The organism is Kitasatospora sp. NPDC032121, assembly GCF_055580145.1.
In genome coordinates this window covers 943,544-961,875 of sequence record NZ_JBVILX010000001.1, presented here as the reverse complement: position 1 = coordinate 961,875, position 18,332 = coordinate 943,544, and the positions used below count along the sequence as shown (strand labels likewise).

Below are 18,332 nucleotides of genomic sequence, written 5' to 3'. Positions count from 1 at the left end.
ACCTTAGCGCTCTGACAAATGTCAGTGCTGGTCAGAAGTCACTGTTTGCCGTATGTCAGAGGCTGACATAATCTGCCGAGGTGGCGCCCGTCGGGCCGGGGCACCTGTGGGGACGGGTGGGCCGGGGCGCCACGACCACGTCCTGAACCGAGCCACGCCCCCGGAGGGCCCAGATGAGCCAGTCCGTCGTGAAGAACTCCGAGGCGGACACACCGCCGCCGAACCCACCGTCGGGGGGCGGCCTCAAGGGGCACCCCTGGCTGACCCTGCTGACCGTCGCGGTCGGCGTCATGATGGTCGCGCTGGACGGCACGATCGTCGCCATCGCCAACCCGGTGATCCAGGAGAAGCTGCACGCGGCGCCCTCCGAGATCCAGTGGGTCACCAGCGGCTACCTGCTGGCCCTGGCGGTCTTCCTGATCACCGCCGGCAAGATCGGTGACCGCTTCGGCCACAAGACCACCTTCCTGGTCGGCGCGGTGGGCTTCGCCGCCACCTCGGCCGCGATCGGCTTCGCCGGCAACATCCAGACCGTGATCGCCTTCCGGGTGCTCCAGGGCCTGTTCGGCGCGCTGCTCCAGCCGGCCGCGCTCGGCCTGCTGCGCGGGGCCTTCCCGGCCGAGAAGCTCAACATGGCGATCGGCATCTGGGGCGGCGTGATCGGCGCCTCCACCGCGGCCGGCCCGATCGTCGGCGGCCTGCTGGTCGAGCACGTCAACTGGGAGTCGGTGTTCTTCATCAACATCCCGGTCGGCCTGATCGCGCTGGCGCTGGGCCTGTGGATCCTCAGGGACGTCCGGGCCGAGAACGCCGCCAAGTCCTTCGACCTGCCCGGCATCGCGCTGCTCTCGGTGGGGATGTTCGCGCTGGTCTTCGGCATCATCAAGGCCCCCGAGTGGGGCTGGGGCGACACCAGGACGCTGCTGTTCCTGGGCGGCGCGGTGGTCCTGATGGTGCTGTTCGCGCTCTGGCAGGGCCGGGCGAAGGAGCCGCTGATCCCGCTCGGCCTGTTCCGCTCGGTGCCGCTGTCGGCGGGCGTGCTGCTGATGGTGCTGATGGCCTTCGCGTTCTTCGGCGCGATCTTCTTCGTGACCTTCTACCTCCAGAACGTGCACGGGATGAAGCCGGTCGAGGCCGGCGTCCACCTGCTGCCGATGACCGGCATGATGATCGTCGGCTCGCCGCTGGCCGGCATCGCGATCGGCAAGCTGGGCCCGCGCATCCCGATCGTGGCCGGCATGCTGATCACCACCACCGCGATGTACGGCATGTCCACCCTGGACACCGGCTCCGGCAACGGCGTGATGTCGCTCTGGTTCGTCCTGATGGGCCTCGGCATCAGCCCGGTCATGGTCGGCGCCACCGAGGTGATCGTCGGCAACGCCCCGCTGGAGCTCTCCGGCGTGGCCGGCGGCCTCCAGCAGGCCGCGATGCAGGTCGGCGGCAGCCTCGGCACCGCGGTGCTGGGCGCGCTGATGGCCGCGAAGGTCGGCGACGTGCTTCCGGGCAACTGGGCCAAGGCCGGCCTGCCGCCGGTCGAGGGCGCGGCGGGCGAGGGCCTCAAGCAGGCCGCCCAGCTCGGCATCGCCCCGCCGGCCCCGGCCGGCACCCCGCAGCAGGCGGTGGACGCGATGGCCGGCGCCGTCCACGAGTCCTTCGTGAGCGGCATGTCGCTCGCCTTCGCGGTGGCCGCCGTGGTGGCCTTCGGCGCCGCCGTGCTCGGCCTGCTCACCCGCCGCGGCACCACCGACGCGGGCCCGGCCGTGCACATCTGACGGGCTCCCCCGACGCCGCAACGCCACGGCCCCGGACTCCTCGGAGTCCGGGGCCGTCGTGGTGCTCGCGCGGGCCCGGGGCCACACCGGGGGTGCGGGGCGGGCCCGCCGTTTACGCCGAAGGGCCGGACCCCCGTGCGGGAGTCCGGCCCCTCAGTGCCTACGGGCTGATCAGGCGTCGCCGCCGGCGGCACCCGGGTCGGCCGCGGCCACGTCCAGCAGCTGGTAGCGGTCGATCGCGTCCTTCAGCGCCGAGCGGTCGATCCTGCCCTGCTTGGCGAGCTCGGTGAGCACCGCCAGGACGACCGACTGCGCGTCGATGTGGAAGAAGCGACGGGCCGCGCCACGGGTGTCGGCGAAGCCGAAGCCGTCGGCGCCCAGCGACTGGTACTGGCCCGGCACCCAGCGGGCGATCTGGTCCGGCACCGCGCGCATCCAGTCGGACACCGCGACGACCGGGCCCTCGGAGCCCTGGAGCTTCTGGGTGACGTACGGCACCCGCTGCTGCTCCTCGGGGTGCAGCAGGTTGAACTCCTCGGCCTCCACCGCGTCGCGGCGCAGCTCGTTCCAGGAGGTCGCGGACCAGACGTCGGCCTTGACGTTCCACTCCTCGGCGAGGATGCGCTGGGCCTCCAGGGCCCACGGCACGGCCACGCCGGAGGCGAGGATCTGGGCCGGGATCTGGCCGGCGGTGCCCGGCGCGTACTTGTGCAGACCCTTGAGGATGCCCTCGACGTCCACGTTCTCGGGCTCGGCCGGCATCTTGATCGGCTCGTTGTAGACGGTGAGGTAGTAGAACACGTCCTCGCCGTGCGGGTGTTCGGCGCTGGAGCCGTACATCCGGCGCAGACCGTCCTGGACGATGTGCGCGATCTCGAAGCCGTACGCCGGGTCGTAGGCCACGACGCCCGGGTTGGTCGAGGCCAGCAGGTGCGAGTGGCCGTCGGCGTGCTGCAGGCCCTCACCGGTCAGCGTGGTGCGGCCGGCGGTGGCGCCCAGCACGAAGCCGCGGGCCAGCTGGTCGGCCATCTGCCAGAACTGGTCGCCGGTGCGCTGGAACCCGAACATCGAGTAGAAGACGTACACCGGGATCAGCGGCTCGCCGTGGGTGGCGTAGGACGAGCCGGCGGCGATCAGCGAGGCGGTGCAGCCCGCCTCGGAGATGCCGTCGTGCAGCATCTGGCCGGTCGGCGACTCCTTGTAGGCGAGGAGGAGGTCCCGGTCGACCGACTCGTAGGTCTGGCCGAGCGGGTTGTAGATCTTCGCCGACGGGAAGAGCGAGTCCATGCCGAAGGTGCGGTACTCGTCCGGCGCGATCGGCACGAAGCGGTTGCCGATGCCCTTGTCCCGCATGAGGTCCTTGAGCAGCCGGACGAACGCCATGGTGGTGGCGATGGTCTGGTTGCCGGAACCCTTCTTGACCGCCTTGTACGCGTCGTCGCCGGGCAGCTCCAGCTTCCGCGGGCGGACCTTGCGGGTCGGCACGTAGCCGCCGAGCTCCTCCCGGCGGTCGTGCATGTACTGGATCTCCTCCGAGTCGCGGCCCGGGTGGTAGTACGGCGGGAGGCCGTCCTCGAGCTGCTTGTCGGTGATCGGCAGGTGCAGCCGGTCGCGGAAGCGCTTCAGGTCCTCGACCGTCAGCTTCTTCATCTGGTGGGTGGCGTTGCGGCCCTCGAAGTTGGGGCCCAGCGTCCAGCCCTTGACCGTCTGGGCGAGGATGACCGTCGGCTGGCCCTTGTGCTCGCGGGCCGCCTTGAACGCCGCGTAGATCTTCTTGTGGTCGTGGCCGCCGCGACCCAGGTGCTGGATCTGCTGGTCGGACATGTTCTCGACCATGGCGCGCAGGCGCAGGTCGCCGCCGAAGAAGTGCTCGCGGATGTACTGGCCGGACTCGGTGGCGTAGGTCTGGAACTGGCCGTCCACCGTGGTGTTCAGCTTGTTCACCAGGACGCCGTCGCGGTCCTGCGCGAGCAGCGGGTCCCAGCTGCGGTCCCAGATGAGCTTGATCACGTTCCAGCCGGCGCCCCGGAACTGGGACTCCAGCTCCTGGATGATCTTGCCGTTGCCGCGGACCGGGCCGTCCAGGCGCTGCAGGTTGCAGTTGACCACGAAGGTCAGGTTGTCCAGGCCCTCGCGGGCGGCCAGGGACAGCTGGCCGAGCGACTCGGGCTCGTCCATCTCGCCGTCGCCGAGGAAGGCGTAGACCTGCGAGTCGGAGGTGTCCTTGATGCCGCGGTGCTCCAGGTAGCGGTTCATCCGGGCCTGGTAGATCGCGCCGAGCGGGCCGAGGCCCATCGAGACGGTCGGGAACTCCCAGAAGTCCGGCATCAGCCGCGGGTGCGGGTAGCTGGAGAGGCCGTAAGGCGCCTTCGACTTCTCCTGGCGGAACGCGTCGAGCTGCTGCTCGGACAGTCGGTCCAGCAGGAAGGCGCGGGCGTAGATGCCGGGGGAGGCGTGGCCCTGGAAGAAGACCTGGTCGCCGGACTCGCCCTCGGCGTCCTTGCCGCGGAAGAAGTAGTTGAAGCCGACGTCGTACAGCGACGCGGAGGAGGCGAAGGTGGCGATGTGGCCACCGACGCCGATGCCCGGGCGCTGGGCCCGGGAGACCATGACGGCCGCGTTCCACCGGGTCGCGTTGAGGATCTTGCGCTCGATCTCCTCGTTGCCGGGGAAGAACGGTTCGTCCTTGGTCGCGATGGTGTTGACGTAGTCCGTGCTGCGCATCTCGGGCACGGCGACACGCTTCTCGCGGGCGCGCTCGATCAGCCGCAGCATCAGGTAACGGGCACGCTCACGCCCCCGCTCGTCGATGGCCGCATCGAGCGACTCCAGCCATTCCGCGGTCTCCTCGGGATCGAAGTCCGGGACCTGACTCGGAAGGCCGCCAATGATGATCGGGTTGCGATCGGATCCGGAAGCCACGCTGTTCCTTCACTGTCGGTCGAAACTGAGGTGTGTCGCGCCGCCTCCATCGTGCTACCGCGCTCGGAGATCCGTCATCTCTACCGATCGGTAACCGTTCCGCCTGGTGGGCGGTCCGGTCTGGTGGCGCGCGGTGCGGGCGTCTTCGTCCGCTCCGCACACCCCCGGGTGTTACGAAAAGAGGTGGTCCGACCTGGTGTCCCGTCCGCCCGATGGCGGGCGGCCGGGGTGAGGGCCAACAGGAGACTCTACGCCCGCGCACGCGCGGACCCGAATGCCGTTCGCATCTCGGTCGTGCGTACGGCCTGTGGGCCAGGACCACCCGAAGCATCCTCGGCCCATGCAGAAAAGGGCAAATCGGTGTGATTCCCGCCACGCCGCGCGGCGTGTCCCGCTGCGACACGTCAACCTTTGGAGGGGATCGGGGGTCGGGTACTTGCGCGAACCGCCGCGCCCGTGTGGACTACGGCCACAGCCTCGGCATGGATGCCGAGCCGAATACTGGAGGTTATTCCCGTGAGCGCGACCGCGGACCCCGCGGACAAGTCCAACCCGGCGACCCGTCTCGGCTTCGAAGAAGGCCAGATCATCCAGGAGCTGGGGTACGACGAAGACACTGACCAGGACCTCCGCGAGGGCATCGAGGAGCTCACCGGTACGGATCTCGTCGACGAGGACTACGACGACGTCGCCGACGCCGTCCTGCTGTGGCACCGCGACGACGACGGGGACCTCACCGACGCCCTCGTCGACGCGCTGGAGTACCTCGCTGAGGGCGGCCTGATCTGGCTGATGACGCCCAAGACCGGGCGGGACGGCCACATCGAGGCCTCCGAGATCAACGACGCGGCCAAGACCGCGGGCCTCTCCCAGACCAGCTCGATCAACATCGTCAAGGACTGGGCGGCCACCCGGCTCGCCACCAAGTCCACGGCGAAGGGCGGCAAGCGCTGAGCGGGCTCTGAAGCCCCGCACCGGGCCCCGCCGGAGGAACCCCTCCGGCGGGGCCCGGTGCATTTCCCGGCGCCGCCCCCCTGGCGCGGCGTTCCCCGGCGCCCCCTCCCCGACACACCCGGACGGCCCCGCCGCCCCGTTCGCGCACGGCGAACGGACCGGGGCCGCGACCGGCCGCCTCATCCGTTCGGTCGAACCGCCGTAAACGAATGCGAGGATGTGGCCTGCCGCGCCCGCCGCGCGGCGCGGTCGCGTCAGAAAGGTCCCGTCCATGGCCATCGAGGTCGACACCCCGGCTCCGGACTTCGAGCTCAACAACCAGCACGGGGAGACCGTCCGGCTCTCCGACTTCCGCGGCCGCAAGAACGTCGTCCTGGTCTTCTACCCGTTCGCCTTCACCGGCGTCTGCACCGGCGAGCTGGGCGCGATCCAGCGGGAGCTGGCGGGCCTGCAGAACGACACCGTGCAGGTGCTCGGCGTCTCCTGCGACTCGCAGTTCTCCCAGCGGGTCTTCGCCGACCGGGAGGGGCTGGAGTTCCCGCTGCTGGCCGACTTCTGGCCGCACGGCGAGGTCACCCGCGCGTACGGCGTCCTCGACGAGGAACGGGGCTGCCCGCTGCGCGGCACCTTCGTGATCGACACCGAGGGCACGGTGCGCTGGAGCGTCGTCAACGGCCTCCCGGACGCCCGGGACGAGCAGGAGTACCTGAAGGTCCTCGCGGCGCTCTGAGGCCCCCGCCCAGCGCCCCGACGGCGCCGCGCTCGCTGCCGCGGCACCCGCCGGCCGGGTGTCGTCGGGTCGTGTCCGGCCTGATCAGGGGTGCGGACGGGAACCCCGTACTACGCTCGGGCCGTTGGCGGGGTGGGGTGCGGGAGCCGATGGGCCTCCCGACGCCCCGGACCGCACCACCGGGGGCACCACTGGACGTGCCTCCCGATTCTTGGAGGACTAGTGGGAGTCAGCCTCAGCAAGGGCGGCAACGTCTCGCTCACCAAGGAGGCACCGGGCCTCACGGCCGTGGTCGTCGGCCTGGGCTGGGACGTCAGGACCACCACCGGTGCGGACTTCGACCTGGACGCCAGCGCCCTGCTGTGCAACGCCCAGGGCAAGGTCGCGTCGGACGGCAACTTCGTGTTCTTCAACAACCTGAAGAGCCCGGACGGCTCGGTCGAGCACACCGGTGACAACCTGACCGGCGAGGGCGAGGGCGACGACGAGGCGATCAAGGTCAACCTGGCCGGCGTGCCGGTGGACGTGGAGAAGATCGTCTTCCCGGTCTCGATCTACGACGCCGAGACCCGCGGCCAGAACTTCGGCCAGGTGCGCAACGCGTTCATCCGCGTGGTGAACCAGGCCGACAACTCGGAGCTGGCCCGCTACGACCTCTCCGAGGACGCCTCCACCGAGACCGCGATGGTCTTCGGCGAGCTGTACCGCAACGGCAGCGAGTGGAAGTTCCGTGCCATCGGCCAGGGCTACGCCTCCGGCCTGCGCGGCATCGCGCAGGACTTCGGGGTCAACGTCTGAGCCTTCGGGCACACCCTTCGGCGCGGGTCCCGCGCCGTTCCGCCGGGGCGGCCCCGGACCTCCGTGGTCCGGGGCCGCCCCGGTTCCGTCCGCCCCGGTGCCGCGGTGGTCCGTCGCGCTGCGAGGATGTGAGTTCAGGAAGTTCAGCCGACCGGAGCCGGTCGGCCGGGGCCGCGGGGGATTACACCTGGAAGGCGCCCCGGGAGAAGCAAGGGAGGAAGAACGTCATGGTGGTCACGCTCGCCAAGGGTGGCAACGTCTCGCTCACCAAGGCCGCGCCGAACCTGACGCAGGTTCAGATCGGCCTCGGCTGGTCCGCCCGTTCGACGACGGGCGCCCCGTTCGACCTCGACGCGAGCGCCCTGATCTGCGGTGGCGGGCGGGTGCTCGGCGACGAGTACTTCGTCTTCTACAACAACCTCAAGAGCCCCGAGGGCTCGGTGGAGCACCAGGGCGACAACCTCACCGGCGGCGACGACACGGGTGACGACGAGGTGGTCCTGGTCAACCTGGACCTCGTCCCGGCCCAGGCCGACAAGGTGATCTTCGCGGTCTCGATCTACGAGGCCGAGGCGCGGCTCCAGAACTTCGGTCAGGTCCGCAACGCCTACATCCGGGTCGTCAACTCGGTCGACGGCCAGGAGATCGCCCGCTACGACCTGTCCGAGGACGCGTCCAGCGAGACTGCGATGATCTTCGGCGAGCTGTACCGCTACGCGGGCGAGTGGAAGTTCCGCGCGGTGGGCCAGGGGTACGCCTCCGGCCTGCGCGGCATCGCGCTCGACTTCGGCGTGAACGTACAGTAAGGGCGAAAATCGGACTTATCTCACCCGATCCGATCATGAGAACAAAAAGGGCAGTGCGGGGGTGACCTGACCGGGCCCGGCCCGGTCAGGGCGTCTCGGGACGAGGCCGCCCCCGGCACGGCCAGAACCCGAAAGGTAGCCAACTCCCGTGTTCCTCCGCACATTCGGCTGGTCGTTCGCGATCACCGCCATCGGTCTGGTCGCGGCCGGACTGCTCTGGGGAGCCCAAGGCTTCGGCATCGTGCTGATCCTCTCCATCCTGGAGATCTCCCTGTCGTTCGACAACGCGGTGGTCAACGCCACGGTGTTGAAGCGGATGAACCCGTACTGGCAGAAGATCTTCCTGACCGTCGGTGTCCTCATCGCGGTCTTCGGCATGCGCCTGGTCTTCCCGCTGCTGGTCGTCGGCCTCACCGCGAAGCTCAACCCCGCGACGGTCATCGACCTCGCGCTGCACTCCGACAAGACCCACGAGGGCCTCACCTACGCCCAGTACCTGGAGGCGGCCAACCCGGCCATCGCGGCCTTCGGCGGCGTCTTCCTGCTGATGATCTTCCTCGACTTCATCTTCGAGGAGAAGGACTACAACTGGCTGGCCTGGATCGAGCGGCCGCTGGAGAAGGTCGGCAAGCTGGAGGCCTTCTCCAGCGTCGTCGCCCTGGTCGCCCTGCTGCTGGCCTCCAACTTCTTCGCCGAGGAGCACGCGGAGACCGTCCTGCTCGCCGGCGTCCTCGGCCTGGTCACCTACCTCGCCGTCAACGGCCTCTCCTCGATCTTCGAGTCGGGCCTGGAGGCCGAGGAGGAGCGCGAGGAGGCGGCGGAGAAGGCTGGCAAGTCGATCGTCCAGGTCGGCGGCAAGGCGGCGTTCTTCCTCTTCCTCTACCTGGAGGTCCTGGACGCCTCGTTCTCCTTCGACGGCGTGGTCGGCGCGTTCGCCATCTCCAGCGACATCTTCCAGATCACCCTGGGCCTCGGCATCGGCGCCATGTACATCCGCTCGCTGACCGTCTTCCTGGTCCGCAAGGGCACCCTGGACGACTACGTCTACCTGGAGCACGGCGCGCACTACGCGATCGGCGCGCTGGCGGCGATCCTGCTGGTCGGGATCAAGTACCACATCCCGGAGATCGTCACCGGCCTGATCGGCGTCGCCTTCATCGGGCTGGCGCTCGGCTCGTCGATCCTGCGCAACCGGCGCGAGGGCGCGGACGAGGAACCGGAGCTGGTCGGCAGCGGCAACAAGTAACCGCCGTCCGACGACCGGCACGCGAAACGGCCGCCTCCGGGGTTTCCCGGGGGCGGCCGTTCGTCGTGTGTCCCTGGTCGTTCCTGTGGGTGCGGGGCCCGTTCCTGTGGGGTGCGGGGCCCGTCAGCCGAGCTGCTGCTCGATCGCGCGCAGCTTGCGCTCCAGCGAGTCCAGCTTCGGCATCGACAGGGTGTCGTCGTCGGCCGTCAGGTCGACGGTCGAGCCGCTGCGGGACGACCCGGTGCCGGAGGCCGAGGAGGACGTGTAGGAGGAGGACGCGTACGAGGAGCCGACGGCGGCGCGCGGCCGGCGGCCGGAGTCCAGGGTGGCCGGCTCGAGCGGGTCGGCGGACTGCTTCGAGGCCGAGTACGAGGAGGCCGAGGTCGAGGTGGTGGCGTCGGTTCCCGCGGCTAGGGCAGGCTCCGTAGCGCTCGGGCCGTCTCCGGCAGCCGTGAGGGCGGGAACCTGGCGGCCGCCGCGGGCCCGGGCGAGCATGCCGGTCTGGCGGGAGATGGCCTTCAGCTCGGCCCGCTCACGGCGGTCGGCGGTACGGGCGCGGGCCTTGGCGTCCAGCTTCGCCTGGCGCTCCTCGCGCACCTCGTCGACCGCCTCGTCCAGGCTGCGGACGTTCTCCAGCAGCATCAGCGACCAGGCCGCGTAGGTCTCGCGCGGGGCGCGCAGCCAGCGGACGATGCGGATCTGCGGCAGCGGGCGCGGCACCAGGCCCTGCTCGCGCAGCGCGGCCTTGCGGGTCTGCTTCAGCGCCCGGTCGAACAGGATCGCCGCCGAGATCGACATGCCGGAGAAGAACTGCGGGGCACCGTCGTGCGACACGCCGCGCGGGGCGTGCACCCAGTTGAACCAGGCCGAGGCGATCGCGAACACCCAGACCAGCAGGCGGGAGCCGAGCGCGGCGTCACCGTGGCTGGCCTCGCGGACGGCGAGCACCGAGCAGAACATCGCGGCGCCGTCCAGGCCGAACGGGACGAGGTACTCCCAGCCGCCGGACAGACCCAGGTTCTCCTTGCCGAAGCCGACCAGGCCGTGGAAGGACAGCGCGGCGGCGACACCGGCACAGCAGAAGAGCAGTGTGTACGAGGAGATGCCGTAGATCATCTCCTTGCGGCGGCGGCGCTCCTCGCTGCGCTCCCAGGAGTCGCCGGACTCGTCCTTCTTCGAGCTCTTGAAGCGCAGCGTCGCCACCAGGACGGCGACGAACAGCAGGGCTGCGCCGCCGACGACGGTCCAGACCAGCTGTATGGAGGTCAGGTTCATTGCGGGTCGGGCCTCGGGTTTCCGCAGGGGACAGGATCACAGTGCGACACAGACGGTCAGGACCCGCCGTGCGGGCACTGCCTGACGGTTCGTTCGTCGCCGCACGGCATGCCCGCCACGCCCGCGCAGGGGCGGACGGGACACCTGTGCGGCTAGACGATATCGCGTCCGAAGGGGCGGCATGTTACGGGAGGGCGGCTTCTCCGGGCCAATCGACCCGCCGGTCGGGCCCGGTTGGGTAGGGGAGGGGGTGAACGGGGTATCCGACGGCCGGGCCGATGCCCGATCATTGGTCGGCGGGCCGTCAGAACGCCTGACGGGAGCAGGGGGAGAGGACTGCATGGTCTCGATCTGGGAGTACCTGCGCGGGGACAAGAGCTACACCTTCGACAACCCCGGTGGTCAGCACAAGGTCATACTCACCAAGTCGGCCCCGCAGCACGCGATCACCGGGTCGGCCGCCACCACCGGCTACCTCTACGTCAACCTGCACTGGACGATGAGCTCCGGGGGGGCCGCCCGGACGAGCCCGCGGGAGTCCGTCAGGCGGTTCTTCAGCCCGCGGATCCTGCGGCCGCAGGATCCGGACTCGCCGCAGAACGCCGAGCCGACCAACGTCGACCTCGACCTGGCCTGCATGTACGAGCTCTCCGACGGGAGCACGGGCGTGGTGCAGCCGCTCGGCGGGCTGTTCGGCGACCTCCAGAACGCGCCGTACATCAAGCTCAGCGGCGACGACCAGTACGGGGCGCCGTCCGGCGAGACGATGTACGTCAACCTGGAGAAGAAGGACAAGTTCAAGCGGCTGCTGATCTTCGTCTACATCTACGACGGCACGCCGGCCTTCGAGCAGTCGAACGCGGTGGTCACGATCGTGCCGCAGACCGGGCCGCGGATCGAGATCAAGCTGGACGAGCGGGCCCGGGCGGCGCGTTCCTGCGCGGTGGTGCTGATCGAGAACGCGGGGGACAACCAGCTGAGGGTGCGCCGCGAGGTGCGGTACGTCAACGGGTTCCAGGCGGACATTGACCGGCTGTACGGGTTCGGGATGCAGTGGCAGCGCGGGTACAAGAGCGACTGAGCGGTTGAGCGGTTGAGTGACTGAGCGGTTGAGTGCGGCTGAGCGGCCGATGGCGATCGGTGGTCCTGTGGCGGGCGGGGCCGGGTTCGGCGGCGGGGCCGGCTCCTGGCGGGCGGGGCCGGGTTCGGCGGGCGGCCCCGCCGGGGGCGTCAGCGGGGCTGGAACTGCGGGCCCTGCGGGGGCAGCGCGAACTCCTCGCCGGTGGGTGCCGGGGGCTGGGCCGTCGGCGGCTGCGGCGGGACGGGCGGCTGCTGGCCGGTGCCGGGCTGCGGGTAGCCGTAGCCGGCGGGGCCCTGCTGCTGCGGGACGGGCTGGTGCTGGGGGGCGGGCTGGTTCGGCTGGACGGGCTGGTTCGGCTGGGGGTAGCCGTAACCGCCGGGCTGCGGGTAGCCGTAGCCGCCGGCGGGCTGCTGCTGGTGGGGGTAGCCGTAGCCCGTGCCGGGCTGGGGGTAGCCGTAACCGTTGCCGGGCTGACCGGGCTGACCGGGCTGGTGGGCCGGGGGCGCGGTGGGCGGCGGAGGCATGGTCGGCGGGGCCGCGGGCGGCGGCGGGGTCGCCGGTGCGGGCGCGGGGCCCGCGGCGCCGGCGGCGGCCGGTGCGGCGGCCGGAGCTTGGGCGGGCGGCTGGACGGGCGGTGTCTGCGGGACGGCCGGGGCCAGGGTGAAGGTGCCCGGCTCGGGGGTGGTCGAGCGCGGGTCCGGCATCGGGGTGCTGCGCGGGTCGAGCGTGCCGGCCGCGGTGGTGGTGGACCCGGGCGCCTGGGCCTGGGCCTGGTCGGCCTCCGCCTCGTCGTCCACGGTGATGCCGAAGTCGGTGGCGAGGCCGATCAGCCCGGAGGTGTAGCCCTGGCCGATCGCCCGGAACTTCCAGGCGCCGGAGCGGCGGTACAGCTCGCCCGCGACCAGGGCGGTGACGTTCTCGGCGTCGTCGATCCCGAACTCGGCGAGTGCGGGCGCGCCCTCGCCGGCCGTGGCGTCGAAGAGCAGCAGGCGCAGCCCCGGCACCGCGCGGAACGGCCCGCCCTCGGAGGAGCCGGCCAGCACCACGCGCTCCACCCCGGCGGGCAGCTTGCCCAGTTCGACCTCGACCGTGTCGATGATCTCGGCGCCGCCGGAGGTCTGCTGCTTGGGCAGGTGGCGGACCAGGCCGGAGGGGTGGCGGGGCTGGTTGTAGAAGACGAAGTCGGCGTCCGAGCGGACCTTGCCGGTGGCGCCGAGCAGCAGCGCGGACGCGTCCACGTCCGGCGCACCGGGCGTGGCGCTCCAGCGCAGCACGGCGCGGACCGCCGCCGCCGGCAGTGCGATGTTGGCGCCCTTGGCCATCACGTGCGTCATAGCCGACCATCCTGCCTGTTCGCCACCCCTTCGGACAACGTGACCGGAGCGGTCCGTGCCGCGTCGGACTTTGCCAAGACTTGCGCTTTCCGAGGTTTGCCGCCGTCGATTCCGAGGTCCATGGCCGTCACAACCGTGATCATCCATGATCGTCCAAGTGGACCGGGATGTTCCGGGAGTTCAGTGCCGGGGAACCGGGACCGGCCGGATCCCGTCCGTACGATGGGCGGTCGAAAGGTCCCCGGGGGGTCGGCACAGGGGCGTCCGGCGGAGGCGTGCCCGGGAACCATGGCACCCGGTCGGCCGGTTGACCAGGGTGTCGTCGGCAACGGGCCGCAGTCCGGTCCACTTCCTGGAGGAGAGCACCTTGCGCCATTTCGGCCACCTCGCCGAGGACGTACGCGGCCGGCTCTTCCTGGAACAGCCGCGCCCGTTCAGCGCGCGGAGCGGGCCGACGGTGCTCGCCACCGCCCTGGGCGGCACCCTCTACAGCCCGGCCACCAGGCCCGCGCTGGCCGCGGACATCCGCAAACTCGCTGGTCGGGGCGTGGTGTCGATGGTGCTCTGCCTGGAGGACGCGATCGCCGACCACGAGGTGGACGCGGGCGAGCGGAACCTGGTCGAGCAACTGAATGACCTGGTCAAGGATTTCACCGACTGTACACAGAGCCACCCCTTGCTCTTCATCAGGGTCCGTGCCGCCACCCAGATCCTTGACCTGGCCGAACGCCTCGGACCGGCCGTCGAACTGCTCAGCGGCTTCGTGCTGCCGAAGTTCACCCCGGCGAACGGCGGTGAGTACCTGGCCGCGCTGGCCGCCGCCGAGGCCGCGACCGGGCGGCGGCTGTTCGCCATGCCCGTCCTGGAGTCGCCCGAACTCGCCCACCTGGAGACCAGGCGGGAGCAGCTCTTCGGCATCGCCGAACTGCTCGCCGGCCACCGCGACCGGGTGCTCGCCGTCCGGCTCGGCGTCACCGACCTCTGCTCCGCGTACGGCCTGCGGCGCTCGCCCGACCTCACCGCGTACGACGTGGCGCTGGTCGCGGCGGTGATCGGGGACGTGGTCAACGTGCTCGGCCGGGCGGACGGCACCGGGTACACCGTCACCGGGCCGGTCTGGGAGTACTTCCCGGTGCAGGAGCGGATGTTCAAGCCGCAGCTGCGCCGGACCCCGTTCGCCGGGGCCTCGCTCTCCGCCGCCTCCGGGGCGCTCCGGGCCTCCGGCGAGGAGGTCCGCCGGCGGATCATCGAACACGACCTGGACGGGCTGATCCGGGAGGTCGAACTCGACCGGGCCAACGGCCTGCTCGGCAAGACCTGCATCCACCCCAGCCACGTTCCGGCCGTGCACGCCCTCTCCGTGGTCACGCACGAGGAGTACTGCGACGCCCGCGACATCCTCCGGCAGGAGCAGGACGGCGGCGGGGTGCTGCGCTCGGCGTACACCAACAAGATGAACGAGGCCCGGCCGCACCGGGCCTGGGCGGAGCGGGTGCTGCTGCGGGCGGAGGTGTTCGGGGTGGCCCGGGAGGACGTGAGCTTCGCGGAACTGCTGTCGGCCTGCCTGTGCGGCTGACCGTGCGGCCGGTTCCGGAGTGGCCGACTCCCGTACGGCTGGCTCCTGTACGGCTGATGCCTGTACGGCTGGCTCCCGTACGGCTCTCGCTCCCGGGTGGCCGGTACCCCGGGGCCGACTGTTTCCGTGGCCGAACCCGAGCCGTTCCCTCCGGTTCCCCCGGGGTGGATAGGACGGATCCGTGAGCGCGGATATGACCAACGCACCATCGCACCACCGAAGGCAGGACCAGTAGTGACAGCAACACCGCAGACGTGGACCGGCCGTTGGGTCGCCGACCGGGCCGGGATCGCGCTGACCGGCTCCGAGCGCCTCCCCGAACTCGTCGGCCTGGCCCTCCGCTCGGGGAACCCCAAGCGCTCCCACCTGCTGGTCTCCACCGTGCTCGGCAAGCACGTGCCGCAGCGGCCCTCAGTGGTCCACGGCACCGGACTCGAACTCGGCCGCCGGGTCCGCGAACTGCTCGGCGCGCGGGCGGCCGGGCAGGCCGTCGTGCTCGGCTACGCGGAGACCGCCACCGGCCTCGGCCACAGCGTCGCTGACGGCCTGGACGCCCCCTACCTGCACTCCACCCGCCGCCCGGTGCCCGGTGTGGCCCCGGTCGGCGGCTTCGAGGAGGAGCACTCGCACGCCACCTCGCACCTGCTGCTCCCGGCCGACCCCGGGCTCCTCGCCGGGGACGGGCCGCTGGTGCTGGTGGACGACGAGTTCTCGACCGGGCAGACGGTGCTCAACACCATCCGTGCCCTCCACGCCCGCCACCCGCGCGGGCACTACGTGGTGGTCGCCCTGGTGGACCTGCGCTCCGCGGCGGACCGGCGGCGGCTCGACCTGACCGCCGCCGAACTCGGCGTCCGGCTGGACCTGGTGGCCACCGCGAGCGGCGGCGTCGAGCTGCCCGAGGACCTGCCGAGCCGGGCCGAGCGGCTGATCGCCGAGGCGGCGGGGGAGGCGGCGGGGGATCCGGGGGTTGCGGGTCAGGGGGTTGCGGGTCAGGGGGTTGCGGGTCCGGGGGCTGGGCGCGCGGCGGCCGGGCACCCGGAGGCGGCAGGCGTCGCGCCGCTGGCCCGGGTCGAGCTGGACTGGCCCGCCGGCCTCCCGGACGGCGGCCGGCACGGCTTCACCGCCCGCGACCGTGCCCGACTGGACGCCGAACTGCCCCGGCTGGCCGGTCAGTTGGCCGAGGCCGTGCCCGCCGGGGTGCAGCGGGTACTGGTGCTCGGCTTCGAGGAGCTGATGTACGCGCCGCTGCGCCTGGCCGACGCCCTCGCCGAGCGGCTCGGCGGCGACCGCGTCCGGTTCTCCACCACCACCCGCTCGCCCGTCCTGGCGGTGGACGACCCCGGCTACGCCATCCGCACCCGGCTCGCCTTCCCCGCCCACGACGACCCGCAGGACGGCGGCTCGCCCGAGCGCTACGCGTACAACGTCGCCCCCGGCAGCGACCCGGCGCGGCGCTTCGACGCCGTGGTGCTGGTGGTCGACGACGTGGCCGACACCCCGGCGCTGCACAAGGGCGAGCGGGCGCTGCTCGGGCAGCTGCGGCGGGTGACCGACCAGGTGGTGCTCGCCGTGCTGCCCTCGCACCGGCCGGTGGCCGTGGCCGCCTCGGCGTCCGCGGGCGCTTCGCCATCTGCGGGCGCCTCGCCGTCCGTGGGTGCCTCGCCGTCCGCGGCGCGGTCCGTGGCCGAGGCACCGTCCGTGGTCGAGGCGCTGCCCGTGGTCGAGGTGCCGTCCGTGGCCGCGTCGCTGCCCGCACCCCTGTACGGGCCGGCGTTCTCCTCGTACCAGGCCGAGGAGGTGGCCTGGCTGCTCAAGGACCTCTCCGGGGTCGCGCTCGAGGCGCCCACCGAGGAGCGCGAGGAGGCCGTCCAGAACGGCGGCGCGCACTACGCCGAGTCGCTGCCGGTCGAGTACCAGCCCAGCCCCGAGTACCAGGAGCTGTTCCACCAGGCGCTGCGCGACTCCGCCGGCCGGATCGCGCTCGCCGTCGGCACCGTCGCCGAGACGCTGCTGCGCGAGCGCGGCCCGGGGCTGGTGCTCGCCTCGCTGGCCCGGGCCGGCACGCCCGTCGGCATCCTGGTCCGCCGCTGGCTGGCCTTCGCGCACGGCCTGTCCGTGCCGCACTACACGGTCTCGATCGTGCGCGGCCGTGGCATGGACCCGGTCGCGCTGCGCTACCTGGCCGCCCACCACCGCGCGGAGGACGTGGTGTTCGTGGACGGCTGGACCGGCAAGGGCGCGATCACCCGTGAACTCGCCGGCACACTGGCCGGCACCGGCTTCGACCCGGACCTCGCGGTGCTCGCCGACCCGGGCCGCTGCGTGCGGACGTACGGTACCCGGGACGACTTCCTGATTCCGTCCGCCTGCCTCAACTCCACTGTCTCCGGGCTGGTTTCGCGCACGGTGTTGCGGGCCGGGCTGATCGGGCCGGACGACTTCCACGGCGCCAAGCACTACGCCGAACTGGCCGGGAGCGACGTCTCGGCGGCCTTCCTGGACGCGGTGGCAGCCCGCTTCGGCGAGGTCCGCGCCGCGGCCGTCGCGGGCGCCGACCGGCTCGCCGACGACCCGCACCGGGCACCCGACTGGGCGGGCTGGGCCGCGGTCGAGCGGATCAGCGCCGAGTACGGCATCGACAACGTCAACCTGGTCAAGCCCGGCGTCGGCGAGACCACCCGGGTCCTGCTGCGCCGCGTCCCCTGGCGGATCCTCGCCCGGCGCGGCGCCGGTGCGGACCTCGACCACGTCCGGCTGCTCGCCGCCCAGCGCGGTGTGGAGGTCGAGGAGGTGGACGGCCTGCCGTACACCTGCGTCGGCCTGATCCACCCCCGCTACAGCCGCGGGGCGACCGGGGGCGACGGGCACGCCGTGGCGTCGGTTCCGGGGGCGGTTCCCGGTGCGGGTTCGGGCGCGGTTCCGGGCTCGGGCTCGGGCTCGCTTTCGGATCCGGTTTCGATTTCGGTCCCGGGGAGGGATTCCTGATGGGTGTTCTGGTGGCCAGTGACCTCGACCGGACGCTGATCTACTCCGAGCGGGCCATGGCCCTGGCGGCCCCCGACCGGTCGGCGCCGCGGCTGCTCTGCGTCGAGGTGTACCAGGGGAGGCCGCTGTCCTTCATGACCGAGCGCGCCGCCGGACTGCTCGCCGAACTCGCCCGCGAGGTCTGCTTCGTCCCGGCCACCACCCGGACGCCGGAGCAGTACGGGCGGGTCAACCTGCCGGGGCCGACGGCGGACTGGGTCCCCGCGTACGCGATCTGCGCCAACGGTGGGCAACTGCTGGTGGACGGCGTCCCGGACGGGGACTGGCGGGCCGAGATCACCGCGCGGATCGCCGCCGGTTCGGCCCCGCTGGAGGAGGTCGTGCGGCGGCTCGCCCTGTGCGCCGACCCGGAGTGGACGCACAAGCGGCAGGTCGCCGACGAGCTGTTCGCCTACCTGGTGGTCGAGCGCGCGGCGCTGCCGGAGGGCTGGCTGGCGGAGCTGACCGGCTGGTGCGCCGAACGCGGCTGGACGGTCTCCCTGCAGGGCCGCAAGGTGTACGCGGTGCCCGCGCCGCTCACCAAGAGCGCCGCGCTGGCCGAGGTCGTCCGGCGCACCGGCGCGGACACCGTGCTGGCGGCCGGGGACTCGCTGCTCGACGCGGACCTGCTGCTCGCGGCGGACGCCGGCTGGCGCCCCGGGCACGGCGAGCTCGCGGACAGCGGCTGGACGGCCCCCGGCGTCACCGCCCTGACGGAGGTGGGGGTGACGGCGGGGGAGGAGATCGTCCGGCGGTTCCTGGCGGGGGCGTCGGCGCTGCCGGTCGGGGTCTGACCGGCTCGGAACGA

Annotated in this window: 13 protein-coding genes; 10 read left to right on the top strand and 3 right to left on the bottom strand. The window is 71.8% G+C overall.

Translation table 11 applies throughout. The annotated features are described in order from the left end of the window. The first annotated feature begins 173 nt into the window (after positions 1 to 173). Positions 174 to 1,775 carry an MFS transporter gene (locus tag ACZ5OX_RS04385; RefSeq protein ID WP_465628668.1) on the top strand — a complete coding sequence of 534 codons (1,602 nt, stop codon included), beginning with the start codon at positions 174 to 176 and terminating at the stop codon, positions 1,773 to 1,775. A 171-nt stretch (positions 1,776 to 1,946) separates the two neighbouring features. Here the strand turns inward: ACZ5OX_RS04385 and aceE are convergent, their stop codons facing one another. Continuing rightward, positions 1,947 to 4,697, bottom strand: a complete 2,751-nt coding sequence (aceE, locus tag ACZ5OX_RS04380; RefSeq protein WP_465628667.1) for a pyruvate dehydrogenase (acetyl-transferring), homodimeric type — start codon at positions 4,695 to 4,697, stop codon at positions 1,947 to 1,949. A 516-nt stretch (positions 4,698 to 5,213) separates the two neighbouring features. Between aceE and ACZ5OX_RS04375 the strand changes: the two genes are divergently transcribed. From ACZ5OX_RS04375 to ACZ5OX_RS04355, 5 genes are all read left to right on the top strand, one after another. Then, positions 5,214 to 5,651, top strand: a complete 438-nt coding sequence (locus ACZ5OX_RS04375; protein WP_402409620.1) for a DUF3052 domain-containing protein — start codon at positions 5,214 to 5,216, stop codon at positions 5,649 to 5,651. Positions 5,652 to 5,922: 271 nt separating this feature from the next. Beyond that, positions 5,923 to 6,381 (top strand): peroxiredoxin, encoded by a 459-nt coding sequence (locus tag ACZ5OX_RS04370; protein WP_392869702.1) that lies wholly within the window; start codon positions 5,923 to 5,925, stop codon positions 6,379 to 6,381. Between the two features lie 222 nt (positions 6,382 to 6,603). Next, positions 6,604 to 7,179, top strand: coding sequence for a TerD family protein (locus ACZ5OX_RS04365; protein ID WP_392869701.1), 576 nt, complete (start codon positions 6,604 to 6,606; stop codon positions 7,177 to 7,179). Positions 7,180 to 7,406: 227 nt separating this feature from the next. Then, positions 7,407 to 7,985 carry a TerD family protein gene (locus tag ACZ5OX_RS04360; RefSeq protein WP_403059902.1) on the top strand — a complete coding sequence of 193 codons (579 nt, stop codon included), beginning with the start codon at positions 7,407 to 7,409 and terminating at the stop codon, positions 7,983 to 7,985. Positions 7,986 to 8,133: 148 nt separating this feature from the next. Continuing rightward, positions 8,134 to 9,231: a DUF475 domain-containing protein gene (locus ACZ5OX_RS04355; protein WP_465628666.1), complete on the top strand. Its 1,098-nt coding sequence runs from the start codon at positions 8,134 to 8,136 to the stop codon at positions 9,229 to 9,231. A 123-nt stretch (positions 9,232 to 9,354) separates the two neighbouring features. Here the strand turns inward: ACZ5OX_RS04355 and ACZ5OX_RS04350 are convergent, their stop codons facing one another. After that, a complete protein-coding gene (locus tag ACZ5OX_RS04350) occupies positions 9,355 to 10,506 on the bottom strand; it encodes a DUF2637 domain-containing protein (RefSeq protein ID WP_465628665.1) in 1,152 nt (383 codons plus the stop codon). A 340-nt stretch (positions 10,507 to 10,846) separates the two neighbouring features. On the opposite strand from ACZ5OX_RS04350, the gene ACZ5OX_RS04345 reads away from it, so the two are divergent. Then, complete coding sequence (locus ACZ5OX_RS04345; protein ID WP_449789167.1) at positions 10,847 to 11,587, top strand: Tellurium resistance; 741 nt, start codon at positions 10,847 to 10,849, stop codon at positions 11,585 to 11,587. 149 nt (positions 11,588 to 11,736) lie between these two features. Here ACZ5OX_RS04345 and ACZ5OX_RS04340 read toward each other — a convergent pair whose 3' ends face one another. Further along, the gene (locus ACZ5OX_RS04340; protein ID WP_465628664.1) at positions 11,737 to 12,921 is read right to left on the bottom strand and encodes a TerD family protein; all 1,185 of its coding nucleotides are present in this window, start codon (positions 12,919 to 12,921) and stop codon (positions 11,737 to 11,739) included. A gap of 367 nt (positions 12,922 to 13,288) precedes the next feature. Here ACZ5OX_RS04340 and ACZ5OX_RS04335 point away from each other — a divergent pair, with 367 nt between their 5' ends. The 3 genes from ACZ5OX_RS04335 (at position 13,289) to ACZ5OX_RS04325 (ending at position 18,318) form a co-directional block, all read left to right on the top strand. Then, positions 13,289 to 14,497: an HpcH/HpaI aldolase/citrate lyase family protein gene (locus tag ACZ5OX_RS04335; RefSeq protein ID WP_465628663.1), complete on the top strand. Its 1,209-nt coding sequence runs from the start codon at positions 13,289 to 13,291 to the stop codon at positions 14,495 to 14,497. Positions 14,498 to 14,731: 234 nt separating this feature from the next. Further along, positions 14,732 to 17,485 (top strand): phosphoribosyltransferase, encoded by a 2,754-nt coding sequence (locus tag ACZ5OX_RS04330; protein ID WP_465628662.1) that lies wholly within the window; start codon positions 14,732 to 14,734, stop codon positions 17,483 to 17,485. After that, positions 17,485 to 18,318, top strand: a complete 834-nt coding sequence (locus ACZ5OX_RS04325; protein WP_465628661.1) for an HAD family hydrolase — start codon at positions 17,485 to 17,487, stop codon at positions 18,316 to 18,318. The genes ACZ5OX_RS04330 and ACZ5OX_RS04325 overlap by 1 nt, the downstream gene beginning before the upstream one ends. The last annotated feature ends 14 nt before the right edge of the window (positions 18,319 to 18,332 follow it).